This is a genomic window from Faecalicatena sp., from assembly GCF_058819085.1.
Genome location: NZ_JBZUUL010000049.1, coordinates 21,528 through 35,073, shown reverse-complemented (window position 1 = coordinate 35,073; position 13,546 = coordinate 21,528). Strand labels below are relative to the sequence as shown.

Annotated in this window: 9 protein-coding genes; 8 read left to right on the top strand and 1 reads right to left on the bottom strand. The window is 48.1% G+C overall.

Going from position 1 to position 13,546, the window contains the following annotated elements; translation table 11 throughout:
• The first annotated feature begins 7 nt into the window (after window positions 1-7).
• The 8 genes from AC4OGX_RS20830 (at window position 8) to AC4OGX_RS20795 (ending at window position 11,956) form a co-directional block, all read left to right on the top strand.
• Complete coding sequence (locus tag AC4OGX_RS20830; RefSeq protein ID WP_493332778.1) at window positions 8-1,522, top strand: 4Fe-4S dicluster domain-containing protein; 1,515 nt, start codon at window positions 8-10, stop codon at window positions 1,520-1,522.
• Between the two features lie 234 nt (window positions 1,523-1,756).
• Window positions 1,757-4,396 carry an alanine--tRNA ligase gene (gene alaS / locus AC4OGX_RS20825; RefSeq protein ID WP_493332777.1) on the top strand — a complete coding sequence of 880 codons (2,640 nt, stop codon included), beginning with the start codon at window positions 1,757-1,759 and terminating at the stop codon, window positions 4,394-4,396.
• 125 nt (window positions 4,397-4,521) lie between these two features.
• Window positions 4,522-4,698, top strand: a complete 177-nt coding sequence (rpsU, locus tag AC4OGX_RS20820) for a 30S ribosomal protein S21 (protein WP_004054229.1) — start codon at window positions 4,522-4,524, stop codon at window positions 4,696-4,698.
• Window positions 4,699-4,899: 201 nt separating this feature from the next.
• Window positions 4,900-5,487, top strand: coding sequence for a putative ABC transporter permease (locus tag AC4OGX_RS20815; RefSeq protein WP_493332776.1), 588 nt, complete (start codon window positions 4,900-4,902; stop codon window positions 5,485-5,487).
• A gap of 437 nt (window positions 5,488-5,924) precedes the next feature.
• On the top strand, window positions 5,925-7,259 hold the full coding sequence (gene gdhA / locus AC4OGX_RS20810; protein ID WP_493332775.1) for an NADP-specific glutamate dehydrogenase: 1,335 nt from the start codon (window positions 5,925-5,927) through the stop codon (window positions 7,257-7,259).
• 264 nt (window positions 7,260-7,523) lie between these two features.
• Window positions 7,524-8,189: an L-serine ammonia-lyase, iron-sulfur-dependent subunit beta gene (sdaAB, locus tag AC4OGX_RS20805; protein ID WP_493332773.1), complete on the top strand. Its 666-nt coding sequence runs from the start codon at window positions 7,524-7,526 to the stop codon at window positions 8,187-8,189.
• A gap of 1 nt (window position 8,190) precedes the next feature.
• A complete protein-coding gene (sdaAA, locus tag AC4OGX_RS20800; RefSeq protein ID WP_493332771.1) occupies window positions 8,191-9,060 on the top strand; it encodes an L-serine ammonia-lyase, iron-sulfur-dependent, subunit alpha in 870 nt (289 codons plus the stop codon).
• 277 nt (window positions 9,061-9,337) lie between these two features.
• The gene (locus tag AC4OGX_RS20795) at window positions 9,338-11,956 is read left to right on the top strand and encodes a cation-translocating P-type ATPase (protein WP_493332769.1); all 2,619 of its coding nucleotides are present in this window, start codon (window positions 9,338-9,340) and stop codon (window positions 11,954-11,956) included.
• Between the two features lie 115 nt (window positions 11,957-12,071).
• Here the strand turns inward: AC4OGX_RS20795 and AC4OGX_RS20790 are convergent, their stop codons facing one another.
• Entirely contained in the window at window positions 12,072-13,490 is a 1,419-nt protein-coding gene (locus tag AC4OGX_RS20790) for an APC family permease (RefSeq protein WP_493332767.1), read from the bottom strand.
• Window positions 13,491-13,546: the final 56 nt, after the last annotated feature.

Genomic DNA, 13,546 nt, shown 5'->3' with positions numbered 1-13,546 from the left:
ATAACCTATGATGAGAGGACTGCAGACCCCGGTCAGAGCGATTCGGAGACGCGTGTTTACAGAAGTTGCAAAGTTGGGATTTAAAGCGGACGCAGAGACGCTGCTGGCAGATATGGAAGCAATTCCTTATGAGATCGTGAATGATGATACAGAAGTGAAGTACCGCGAGAGTACATACCGTGCCCGCGCGATCGTCAGAGAGAGATTGAGACTTGCGATGGGACTTTCCCTTAGGCCGGAGAATAAACCGGTCCATCTGACAGCAGGAGTGGAGGCAAGTAATATTTCTGAGAAATACTATGAGCCGCCGCTTATGCAGGTCATCCCTTCTGCGTGTGAACGCTGTGAAGAGAATAAATATGAAGTAAGCAATATGTGTAAAGGCTGTCTGGCACATCCATGCCAGGAGGTCTGTCCGAAGGGTGCCATTTCTATGGTAGACGGAAAGTCCTATATTGATCAGGATAAGTGTATCAAGTGCGGCAAATGTAAATCTGCCTGTCCATATGATGCCATCGCGAAGAAGGAAAGACCGTGCAAGAATGCCTGCGGCGTGGGTGCCATTGTTTCCGACAAGCACGGCAGGGCTTATATTGATACGGACAAATGCGTATCCTGCGGAATGTGTATGGTTAGCTGTCCGTTCGGAGCTATTTCTGATAAGTCACAGATCTTCCAGCTGACCCGTGCACTCAAGGAAGGGGGCGAGATCGTAGCAGAGATCGCACCGGCATTCGTCGGTCAGTTCGGAGATAATATCACGCCGAGGAATATCAAGGCTGCGCTGCAGGAGCTGGGCTTCTCAGAAGTATATGAGGTGGCACTGGGAGCAGATATCGGCGCGATCTCAGAGGCTCATCATTATGTGGAGAAGGTCGTTTCCGGCGAGCTGCCGTTCCTTCTGACCTCCTGCTGTCCATCCTGGGCGATGATGGCAAAGAAGTTCTTCCCGGATCTGATCGATCAGATCTCAGAAGAGCTGACACCGATGGTTGCGACGGCACGTACGATCAAAAAGGAACATCCCAATGCAAGAGTGGTCTTTATTGGACCATGTGCTGCTAAAAAGCTGGAAGCTTCCAGAAGAACTGTTCGCAGTGATGTGGATTTTGTTGTTACATATGAAGAGCTTCAGGCTATGTTTGATGCAAAGGAGATAGATCTGACGAAGTATTCGGCAGAGTCATCCTTCCATGATGCAACGGGGGCAGGACGCGGATATGCGTGTGCCGGCGGTGTTGCTGAGGCCATTGAGAAGTGTGTGAATGAATACTATCCAGGGGTGGAAGTCAATATTGAACATGCAGAAGGCCTTGCAGAATGTAAGAAGATCCTGACACTTGCAAAAGCCGGAAGAATGAACGGATGCCTGATCGAGGGAATGGGATGTCCGGGCGGATGTATCGCAGGAGCAGGTACGAATATTCCGGTGCCAAAAGCAAAGAAAGCGCTTGCTAATTATGTGAAGAATTCTACCAATAACCTTCCGCCGAGGGAACTGGCTGAGATCGAGCTGAAATAGGAGCAGGACCATGTGAAAGACCATATAAAGGGGACTCAAATAATATTTGAAAAACCTTGAAAGCTATGGTATGATAGGTTAGACACGCAGAGTGGATGAATATCCACTCTGTTTCTGTTGACTATATATGCATACCGGACCCAGGACCACATAAAGGGCCGGGGACGTGTCAAATACACCTTAGAGCAGAGTGATTCAATCTGCTTTAGATAAAGAAACCGGGAGGACGAGGTTATGCAACCATATGGAGTGAATCAATTAAGAAAGATGTTTTTGGAGTTCTTTGAAAGCAAAGGACATTTGGCAATGAAGAGTTTTTCTCTTGTGCCGCACAATGACAAGAGCCTTCTGCTCATCAATTCGGGAATGGCGCCGCTTAAGCCTTACTTTACGGGGCAGGAGATCCCGCCGCGTAAGAGGGTGACGACCTGCCAGAAGTGTATCCGCACAGGTGATATCGAGAATGTGGGAAAGACTGCACGCCATGGTACTTTTTTTGAGATGCTTGGGAACTTCTCATTCGGAGACTATTTTAAGGAGGAGGCGATCGCATGGTCATGGGAGTTTTTGACCGAGGTGGTAGGCCTTGATGCAGACAGATTGTATCCGTCAGTTTATCTGGAGGATGATGAAGCGTTTGAGATCTGGAATAAGAAGATGGGAATCCCGGCTGAACGTATTTTTAAGTTCGGCAAGGCAGATAATTTCTGGGAGCACGGTTCAGGCCCATGCGGCCCATGCTCTGAGATCTATTATGACAGAGGGGAAAAGTACGGCTGCGGCAGCCCGGATTGTACAGTAGGCTGCGAGTGTGACCGCTACATGGAGATCTGGAACAACGTATTCACCCAGTTCGACAATGACGGAGAAGGTCATTATGAAGAGCTGGAGCAGAAGAATATCGATACAGGCATGGGACTGGAGAGACTGGCAAGTGTCGTTCAGGATGTGGATTCTATCTTTGACGTGGATACGATCAAGGCACTCAGAGACCATGTATGCCGCCTTGCAAAGGTAGAATATGGAAAGGATGAGAACACGGACGTTTCTATCCGTGTGATCACAGACCATATCCGTTCCGTTACATTTATGATCTCAGATGGGATCATGCCTTCCAATGAGGGGCGCGGATATGTGCTGCGCCGTCTACTTAGAAGAGCATGCCGTCACGGAAGACTGTTGAATATCGAGGGGAATTTCCTGCCAGAGCTTGCTTTGACTGTGATCGCAGGATCCAAGGACGGATATCCGGAGCTGGAAGAAAAGAAGGACTTTATCCTGAATGTGATTGCAAAGGAAGAGGAGCAGTTCAATAAGACGATCGATCAGGGACTTGGAATCTTATCGGACATGATCAGGGAGATGGAAGAGAAGGATACGAAGACTCTGTCCGGTGAGGATGTATTCAAATTGTATGATACCTATGGTTTCCCGATCGATCTGACAAAAGAGATCCTGGAAGAGAAGGGAATGGATGTGGATGAGGATGGTTTCCACGCAGCCATGGATGTTCAGCGCAAGACTGCAAGAGCAGCACGCGGTGTGACAAACTACATGGGCGCTGATGTTACAGTGTATGAATCCATCGACCCGAGTATTACGAGTGAATTCGTAGGTTATGAGAATTTGACTTACCAGTCAGAGATCACGGTCTTGACAACCGAGACAGAGCTTGTAGATGCGCTGTCTGATGGAGAAAAAGGAACCATTTTTGTTAAGGAGACTCCGTTCTACGCTGCAAGCGGTGGTCAGGAGGCTGATACGGGCGTGATCCGTACTGCAGAGGGAGAATTCAAGGTAGAGGATACGGTGAAGCTTCTGGGCGGTAAGATCGGCCATGTGGGCCAGGTCGTTAAGGGGATGATCAAGACAGGCGACCAGGCAGAGCTTGCAGTGGACGAAGAAAAGCGTGCGCTGTCTGCGCGCAACCACAGCGCGACTCATCTGCTTCAGAAGGCTCTGCGCACGGTGCTGGGAACTCATGTGGAGCAGGCCGGATCCAGCGTGAATGAGGACAGACTTCGCTTTGACTTTACTCATTTCTCCGCATTGACTCCGGAGGAGCTCAAGAAGGTAGAAGAGATCGTCAATGAGAATATCGCAAAAGGCCTTCCTGTCAATGTACAGAACATGCCGATCGAAGAGGCGAGAAAGACCGGTGCCCAGGCACTGTTCGGTGAAAAGTACGGGGACATCGTCCGCGTAGTGAACATGGGCGGTTTTTCCATCGAGTTCTGCGGCGGTACTCATGTGAAGAATACCAGTGAGATTATGGCGCTTAAGATCATTTCCGAGACAGGAGTAGCGGCAGGAGTGCGCCGTATCGAAGCACTGACATCCAAGGGTCTGTTGAAATACTACGATGCCCTGGAACAGAAGTTAAACGAGGCCGCAAAGGTGCTCAAAGCCACCCCAGAGAACCTGGCAGAGAAGATCAGCCATATGATGTCTGAGAATAAGGCTCTGCATTCAGAAGTAGAGAGCCTAAAGAGCAGACTTGCTCAGGATGCGATGGGTGATGTGATGGATCAGGTACAGGAAGTAAAGGGCGTGAAGCTTCTGGCAGCCGAAGTGGAGGGTGTCGATATGAATGGCCTGCGTGATCTTGGCGACCAGTTGAAAGAAAAGTTAGGAGAAGGTGTCGTTGTTCTGGCATCAGGCAATGACGGCAGGGTAAGCTTAATGGTGACTGCAACAGAGGGTGCTATGAAACAGGGAGCACATGCAGGAAATCTCGTCAAAGCGATCGCCGGACTGGTCGGCGGAGGCGGAGGCGGACGCCCGAATATGGCACAGGCCGGAGGAAAGAACCCGGCAGGCATCAAAGACGCGCTCGAGAAGGCAAAAGAGACACTGGAAGGACAACTTTCTTAGTTTTTTTCGCAGAAATGGTTGACGTTTAGCGAAAATATGATATAATCTTTTGTAGTGCAATAAATATACCCGAACAGTCGTATGATGCACAATACAAGGCTGGAGGGGAGGTTAGGTGTGAGACTATGTCAAATGTAATCGTTAAAGAAAACGAGACGTTAGATAGCGCTTTACGCAGATTCAAAAGAAACTGTGCAAAAGCTGGCATTCAGCAGGAGATTCGCAAAAGAGAACACTATGAAAAGCCAAGTGTAAGACGCAAGAAAAAATCTGAAGCTGCTAGAAAACGTAAGTATAATTAATATGTGCAGGTAAATAGAGTGTTGAGAAACACTCTATTTTTATGCTCATAAAATTGGAATAAGAAACGGAACTGTCAGGAATTCCCTAAAGTTTTAAGATTTGTTTAAGACTTTCCAAAGTTCGTAGCAATGAAGAAAAAGCTGTGGTATGATATTTAAAGTAAAGCGGATCTAGAGAATAAATAAGACGGAGTGATTAGAATGTGGGACAAGATGATTTTAGGAAAAGACATATATCATGTAGTACTTTGGTTCCTTACATACAGCATCCTGGGATGGGTAGTGGAATCGATCTATATGTCTATCTGTAACAGAAAGTGGACAAACCGTGGCTTCTCAAGAGGACCGATCTGCCCGATCTACGGTGTGGGTGCCCTTACCGTATACTTCTTGTTAAGTCCTTACAGCCATAACAGACTGCTGCTCTTTTTCCTGGGGGCCATTCTGGCAACTGCTATCGAGTGGATCACAGCCAGGATCATGGAACGGCTGTTTGGAGAGATCTGGTGGGACTATACGGACAAGCCGTTTAATTATAAGGGGATTCTGTGCCTGGAGAGTACTCTCGCATGGGGGCTGTACACAGTCATTTTATTCGGTGTGCTCCATGGGTTTGTAGAACGGATCGTGAACGCGATCCCCTTCCATATCGGAAGGATCGCGGGGGCAGTATTGATCGTTCTCTATCTGATCGATTTCCTGACAACAGTCTATCAGGAAAAGAAGGAAGAGCTGTCGCCTCAGTTTACAGAGATCAAAGACCGGTTCCGGAATTTTATTGGTCGATAGGACAGACAGAAAGAGAATAATAGAATAGATGCATAAAGAGCAGACAGTGGGATGCAAAGTTCCGCTGTCTGTCTTTTTATACATATATGGGCCTTCTTATATTGAACATTAAATTGATGAAAATGAATAATTGGAATTGGATTCTTGCAAAATCGTGTTTTTAAAAGAGATTTTCTCCATCGCGTCTTTTTAGCTGTGGTCTATAGACATACATGAGAATTGTAATATGAATCCAATTGTGATTTGTAGAATGGAGAGAATAAAAACCTAAATTGAAAACGTTCATTTAGCAGGATAAAGTGATAAAGTTATAAAAAATATGAAATTTCTGATTGACAAAACTGCAATTAGTATTTAAAATAATACGAGTAAGCAGCACAGGTAAATTAAGGAAGGATTTTTACCTTTGATTTTATTGATTTCAGGAGGTATAAGAGATGTCATATGTAGATGAAGTAATCGAATTGGTAGTGAAGAAGAATCCTGCAGAGCCGGAATTCCATCAGGCAGTCAAGGAGGTGCTGGAATCTCTGAGAGTCGTTGTCGAGGCGAATGAAGAGAAGTACCGCAGAGACGCTCTGCTGGAAAGACTTGTTGAACCGGAGAGACAGTTGAAGTTCCGTGTGCCGTGGGTGGATGATAACGGACAGGTGCAGGTAAACACAGGTTATCGTGTTCAGTTCAACAGTGCGATTGGGCCATACAAAGGAGGACTTCGTCTCCATCCATCAGTAAACCTCGGAATCATTAAGTTCTTAGGATTTGAGCAGATTTTCAAGAACTCTCTGACAGGACTTCCGATCGGCGGAGGCAAGGGAGGATCTGATTTTGATCCTAAGGGGAAATCAGACAGAGAAGTGATGGCATTCTGCCAGAGCTTTATGACAGAGTTATGTAAATATATCGGTGCGGATACAGACGTACCTGCAGGTGACATCGGAACAGGCGCCAGAGAGATCGGCTACATGTACGGACAGTACAAGAGGATCCGCGGTCTCTCAGAGGGTGTGCTGACAGGTAAGGGATTAAGCTACGGCGGCTCCCTGGCACGTACAGAGGCAACCGGATATGGTGTGTTATATCTGACACAGGAGATGCTTAAGATGAACGGGATCGAGCTTGCAGGCAAGACCATTGCAGTTTCCGGTTCTGGTAATGTTGCGATCTATGCGACACAGAAAGCACAGCAGTTAGGCGCTAAAGTAGTAACGGTCAGCGATTCCAACGGATGGGTATATGATCCGGACGGCATCGATGTAGAGGCTTTAAAGGAGATCAAAGAGATCAGACGTGCAAGACTGACAGAGTATAAGATGTACCGCCCGAATTCAGAATATCATGAGGGAAGAGGGGTATGGTCTGTTAAGGTTGATATTGCCCTTCCATGTGCGACTCAGAACGAGCTGCTCCTCGACGATGCGAAGGCATTGGCTGCCAACGGATGTATTGCCGTAGCAGAAGGTGCAAATATGCCGACCACTTTAGAGGCTACAGAGTACCTGCAGGCAAATGGAGTATTATTTGCACCGGGTAAGGCTGCGAATGCCGGTGGTGTTGCAACATCCGCTCTTGAGATGTCACAGAACAGTGAGAGGCTGAGCTGGTCATTTGAAGAGGTGGACAGCAGATTACAGAGGATCATGGTGGATATCTGCCACAACATGGCTGATGCGGCAGAGAGATACGATGTAAAAGGCAATTATGTTGTCGGAGCAAATATTGCCGGATTTGAGAAGGTAGTAGATGCAATGATGGCACAGGGAGTTGTGTAAAAGCGCTGCCGTACACAGCGGGTGATTGTGTATACGAACGCAGAATAGAGATAATTTCATAAGACAGAGGCGTTTGAGAGGAAAATTTCTTCTTGGACGCCTTTTTTAATTTCGGATGCTTTGTCTCCTAATCATAATATCCGGCAGGCTTTTTGCAGATCAGCTGTATGAAATTATTTTTTCGGGAAAAGTTATATGGTGAAAACCGGCGAACTCTGTTATACTGATAGGTAAGAAAAAAGGTATGTTATGGAGGTTTGTGGCATGAATATTTTTGATATTTTGGGGCCGGTGATGGTAGGGCCCTCCAGCTCGCATACAGCGGGGGCTGTACGGATCGGCTATATCACGAGAAGTCTGCTGGGGAGCAGGCCGGTGAAGGCAGTGATCGGTCTGCATGGTTCGTTTGCAGCTACGGGAAAGGGACACGGTACGGATCGGGCTATTGTTGCCGGGCTTTTGGGGATGAAGCCGGACGATATGCGGATACCAGACAGCTTTTCTGTGGCAGAGGCAGAAGGCCTTAATTTTACGATCCAGAATACTCAGATCACGGGCGCGCATCCGAATACGGCGCTCCTTAACGTGGTCGGCGAGGATGGCAAGACACTGGAAGTTCAGGCATCTTCCCTGGGCGGAGGACGCATTATGGTGAATAAATTAGACGGGATCATGGTAAACTGTACAGGAGAGAGTCCGACTTTGATCATTTATAATCAGGACCAGCCGGGATATGTGGCAAGTGTAACTTCTATGCTTGCAAAGGATTCGATCAATATTGCGACTTTGCAGCTTTACAGGGGGAAGAGAGGCGGTTATGCAGTGATGGTGATTGAGATCGATCAGAGAGTGCCGGAGAGCTCGATCAAATGGCTGGAAGAGCAGGAAGGAATCCAAAAAGTGACATATTTAGATGGGGAGGGTGCTTAAGATGTCTTATCAGTCTTTAGAAGAGATAAACGAACTTTGTGAAGAACAGCAGATTCCGTTCTGGAGAGCGGTTTTAATAGATGATATGAATGAACGGACGGTCAGCGAGGAAGAATCGCTCCAGACAATGGAGGGCATGTGGAAAGCCATGTTAAGTGCCAGTGATGACTATGATGAGAGACTTCATTCCGGCAGCGGGCTGGTCGGCGGTATCGGCGGAACGATGGAACGTTACCGTGAGAAGGGAGATACCCTGTGCGGGGACTTTGTCTCCAGGGTGATCGTTCAGGCGCTGCAGATGGGAGAATCCAATGCCTGCATGAAGAGGATCGTTGCAGCACCGACAGCAGGAGCATGCGGGGTGATCCCGGCAGTCTTAGTGACGCTGTACAGGGAAGGACACATGAAAGAGGAACAGATCATACAGGCATTGTATGTGACAGCAGGGATCGGACAGGTGATCGCATCCCGTGCTTTCATCGCAGGTGCAGCCGGAGGGTGCCAGGCCGAGATCGGCACTGCATCGTCCATGGCCGCCGGAGCATTGGCATTTTTAAAGGGCGGGGATAATGAACAGATCGTCCATGCCGCTGCCATGGCTCTAAAGAACCTGCTGGGCCTGGTATGCGATCCGGTCGCGGGCCTGGTGGAGGTCCCTTGTGTCAAGCGTAATGTCATTGGAGCTGTCAATGCTCTGTCTGCCGCAGATATGGCATTGGCGGGAATCAGAAGCCAGATCCCTCCGGATCAGGTGATCGATGCGATGAAGGAAGTAGGCGAGTCCATGCATGTATCTCTCCGCGAGACAGGAGAGGGCGGTGTTGCCAACACACCGAGGGCAAAAGAGATCGCAGCCAGACTGGGCAGATAACCCGGTTAAGAGACGGTTAAAAAATCGGAAAAATCAAAGTTTTTCCTTGACATAGCTTTTTTGATGTATTATAGTTGGTTTTAGTAAAAGGGAGTAACTGGCGCTTGATAAAAGCGTTCACGATGTCGTCAGTACGATGGTATATCATCCGTATCGTGATTAAATGGTGAGACTTTTATTGCATTACATACAGTGCAATAAGAGTCTCTTTTTGTATTACAAAGGAAACAGTACAAAAGAGGAAATCGGATTGCGCGGAAGAAATGGAGGATCATACATGAAAGAATTTTATCAGATTACCAGTGAAGAAGCGAAGCAGAGGGTGAATGGTACTTTGGAGCCCCTGACTGCCGAGGAGGTGCGTAAGCATCAGGAAAAATACGGGCCTAATGAACTTGTAGAGGGAAAGAAAAAGACAACAATACAAATTTTTCTGGAACAATTCAAGGATTTCCTTGTCATCATATTGATCGCAGCGGCGATCGTCTCCGGCTTCCTTGGAGACGCAGAGAGTGCCATTGTTATTCTGATCGTGATCACGATCAATGCGATTCTGGGAACGGTGCAGACAGTAAAGGCAGAGCAGTCCCTTTCCAGCCTGAAAAAGCTGTCAGGGCCGGAGGCGAAGGTGCTGCGCGGCGGGAATGTGGTGCCGATCCCTTCCACAGAAGTGACAGTGGGGGATATTGTTATGCTGGACGCGGGGGATTACATCCCTGCGGATGGACGCTTATTAGAAAGTGCCAGCCTGAAGGTGGACGAAAGTGCGCTGACAGGGGAAAGTCTGGGTGTTGAGAAACAGATCAGCCCGATCGAAGGCGAGGTGCCTTTGGGAGACCGGGTGAATATGGTATACTCTGGAAGCTTTGTCACCTATGGTCGGGGATCTTTCCTTGTAACCGGGATCGGTATGGAGACAGAGGTTGGTAAGATTGCAAGCCTGTTGAAGACCACCTCAGAGAAGAGGACACCGCTTCAGATCAATCTGGATCAGTTCGGGCAGAAGCTGTCTATTATTATTTTAATCTTCTGCGGAATCTTATTTGGGATCAATGTACTGCGCGGTGGAAATATAGGTGATGCGTTCCTGTTTGCGGTTGCGCTGGCTGTAGCGGCGATACCGGAGGCATTAAGCTCCATCGTAACCATCGTACTGTCCTTTGGAACACAGAAGATGGCAAGAGAGCATGCGATCATTCGGAAGCTTCAGGCAGTGGAAGGACTGGGAAGTGTTTCTATCATCTGCTCTGATAAGACAGGTACACTGACTCAGAATAAGATGACTGTGGAGGATTATTATGTCAATGAGGTCAGGATTCCTTCCGGGGAGATCGACGTCAGTCGTCCTGCCCACAGTATGTTACTGTTATGCAGCATCCTGTGCAACGATTCTACGAATGTAGATGGGGTGGAGATCGGGGATCCGACAGAAACGGCTTTGATCAATCTGGGAAGCAGACTCGGTGTATTTGCCCAGGATGTCAGAGCCAAGTATCCGCGTGAGAGTGAGAATCCTTTTGACAGTGACCGGAAATTAATGTCTACCCTCCATACCATCGATGGAAAACGTGTCATGGTCGTAAAGGGCGCCGTAGATGTACTGCTGGAGCGTATGAAATCAATCCAGATCCGGGATGAGGTCCGTGACTTCACTGAGGAGGACCGGGAAAAGATCGAGGCACAGAATCAGGAATTTTCAAAAGGCGGGCTGCGTGTTTTGGGATTTGCATATAAGGAGATACCAGAAAGCCGTGAGCTGACGCTGGAGGATGAACAGGATCTGGTATTTGTCGGCCTGATCTCCATGATGGATCCTCCGCGTGAGGAATCCAAGGCTGCAGTAGAAGAGTGTAAAAGGGCAGGCATCCGCCCGATCATGATCACAGGAGACCATAAGGTGACGGCTGCTGCTATCGCGAAAAGGATCGGGATCCTAAAGGAGGAATCTGAGGCATGCGAGGGTTCCGAAATTGATAATATCTCAGATGAAGATCTCAAGGACTTTGTGGAGGGCATTTCTGTGTATGCCAGGGTCTCACCAGAGCATAAGATCAGGATCGTCAGAGCCTGGCAGGAAAAGGGTAACATCGTCTCCATGACCGGAGACGGCGTCAATGATGCCCCGGCCTTAAAGCAGGCAGATATCGGTGTAGCCATGGGGATCACGGGCAGCGAAGTATCCAAGGATGCTGCATCTATGGTGCTGACAGATGATAATTTTGCAACCATTGTTAAGGCAGTCGAGAATGGACGTAATGTTTACCGCAATATTAAGAGCTCTATCCAGTTTTTACTTTCTGGTAACTTCGGAGCCATACTGGCTGTGCTGTATGCGTCGATTGCAGGGCTTCCGGTTCCGTTTGCACCGGTACACCTTCTGTTCATCAACCTTCTGACAGACAGTCTTCCGGCAATCGCGCTGGGGCTGGAGCCGCATTCCAAGGATGTTATGTCCGAGAAACCAAGACCGATGAACGAATCGATCCTAACGAAGGATTTTCTGCTCAAGATTGGTACGGAGGGACTTTCCATTGGTGTTACCACAATGATCGCATTTATGATCGGATACCAGACGAATTCCCTGCTGGCCAGTACAATGGCTTTTGGAACACTCTGTACAGCCCGTCTGGTACATGGCTTTAACTGTAAAGCAGACCATCCGGTTCTGTTCAAGAAGATGTTTTTCAATAATATATATCTGATCGGGGCATTTCTCCTGGGACTGGTCTTGATTACAGGCGTGATGGTCATACCGGGCCTGGAAAACATATTCAAGGTGCAGACATTGAATGCGGGACAATTATTTACTGTATACGGCCTTGCGCTGGCAAACCTTCCGGTCATACAGCTTATGAAAGCTGTTAAAACGGCCTATAGAAAGAGAAAACAGAGTTAAGCATATCCTAACGGGGATAAGATTTTCTACACAAAAACAGAGACTGTGCACCGATGTGGTGCAGCAGTCTCTGTTTATTTTTGAATGAGATGCATCGTTCTTTGAACAGCCTGTCCTACTCTTTCACAGCTTCCTTAAGCTCAATGTTGAGCACTCTTCCGAATTCCGGGAACTTCTTCTTTGCGTAGGCATAGAATACGATTCCAAGGAGCGCCCATATACCGATAATGAGCCATTCAGGGATGCTCAGTCCGGAAGGCATTCCAGGCATATAGAGGATCAGCATCAGTCCGCTTAAGGCGATAGCCATGAAGCCGACAAAGCGGTGATTCTTTACCTTATATGGACGGTTCAGTCCAGGCTCCTTTTTGCGAAGAACAAGGAAGGAGATAGAGACCATCATATATGCAGTTACAGCACCTACGCCGCCTGCATTGGTCAGCCATTCCATCATAGCACGTCCGAAGAACGGGGCGATGCATGAGATAGCTCCGATCAGAAGAACTGCGTTGGACGGAGTCTTATACTTCGGATGGATCTTTGTCAGGAAAGCCGGAAGGCATTTGGCTTCTGCTAAAGCATAGATCGCACGGCTGCCGCCCATGAAGAAGGAATTCCAGCTGGACAGGATACCGGCCATACCTCCGATGATCAGGATATCTGCCATGATCGTGTAACCGCCGTATGCTTTCTTCATCGCATCAGCAGTGATCAGTACACTTGATTCCATCTCGCCTTTTGACATCATCAGGGAAACTGCCAGGATGATCAGTGCATACCATGCAACAGCAGAAGCGATGGAGATCAGAATGACCTTGCCGATCTGCTTGAACGGGATCGCGATCTCTTCCGCGGCCTGCGGGATAACATCGAAACCAACGAACATGAACGGGGTCATGACAGCAACGGACAGAAGACCGCCGAAGCCATGGTCAAATAATGGCTTTGTATGTGCGATGTCGCCTTTAAAGGCAGAGCCGAACATCAGGACAACACCAATTCCTACAATAATAAATGTAAATACGCCCTGCATGTAAGCAGCCGGCTTGACTCCGACATAGTTTACGATCGTAATGACGATGGAACTCACCACACCGATCGCCACCCAGGTACCATAGATATCAAAACCTTCTACTGAATACATGTAGCCCTTCATGATCCCCGGTGCAATGTATTCCAGGACAGTCGGCAGTGCACATGCTTCGAATGCTACAACGCCCACATATCCCAGGATGATAGCCCAGGTACAGAGGAAGGACCAGTTTGGTCCAAGTGCACGGAGGCTGAAGATCTGTTCGCCACCGCACTGAGGCATTGCTGAGGTCAGCTCAGCATAGGTCAGCCCCACGAACATGATCATGATGCCGCCCATTACGAAAGCAAGCATGGCTCCAGCCGTACCAGCTTTCATGATCCATTGACCCGCCATAACTACCCAGCTCCAGCCGATCATTGCACCGAAAGCGATGGAAAAGACGTCTTTTTTCCCAAGGACGCGGTCAAACTTACTTTTTTGAGTTTTGGGACTACTCATTTAATCACTCCAATCAATTTTTTTGTATCCCCCAGTCATATTATATAGGGTATAAG

What these genes read in the sequence shown, in the direction of transcription:
- AC4OGX_RS20830 (WP_493332778.1), top strand. Translation starts at nt 8, where the DNA reads ATGATGAGAGGACTGCAGACCCCGGTCAGAGCGATTCGGAGACGCGTG.
- alaS (WP_493332777.1), top strand. Translation starts at nt 1,757, where the DNA reads ATGCAACCATATGGAGTGAATCAATTAAGAAAGATGTTTTTGGAGTTC.
- rpsU (WP_004054229.1), top strand. Translation starts at nt 4,522, where the DNA reads ATGTCAAATGTAATCGTTAAAGAAAACGAGACGTTAGATAGCGCTTTA.
- AC4OGX_RS20815 (WP_493332776.1), top strand. Translation starts at nt 4,900, where the DNA reads ATGTGGGACAAGATGATTTTAGGAAAAGACATATATCATGTAGTACTT.
- gdhA (WP_493332775.1), top strand. Translation starts at nt 5,925, where the DNA reads ATGTCATATGTAGATGAAGTAATCGAATTGGTAGTGAAGAAGAATCCT.
- sdaAB (WP_493332773.1), top strand. Translation starts at nt 7,524, where the DNA reads ATGAATATTTTTGATATTTTGGGGCCGGTGATGGTAGGGCCCTCCAGC.
- sdaAA (WP_493332771.1), top strand. Translation starts at nt 8,191, where the DNA reads ATGTCTTATCAGTCTTTAGAAGAGATAAACGAACTTTGTGAAGAACAG.
- AC4OGX_RS20795 (WP_493332769.1), top strand. Translation starts at nt 9,338, where the DNA reads ATGAAAGAATTTTATCAGATTACCAGTGAAGAAGCGAAGCAGAGGGTG.
- AC4OGX_RS20790 (WP_493332767.1), bottom strand. Translation starts at nt 13,490, where the DNA reads ATGAGTAGTCCCAAAACTCAAAAAAGTAAGTTTGACCGCGTCCTTGGG.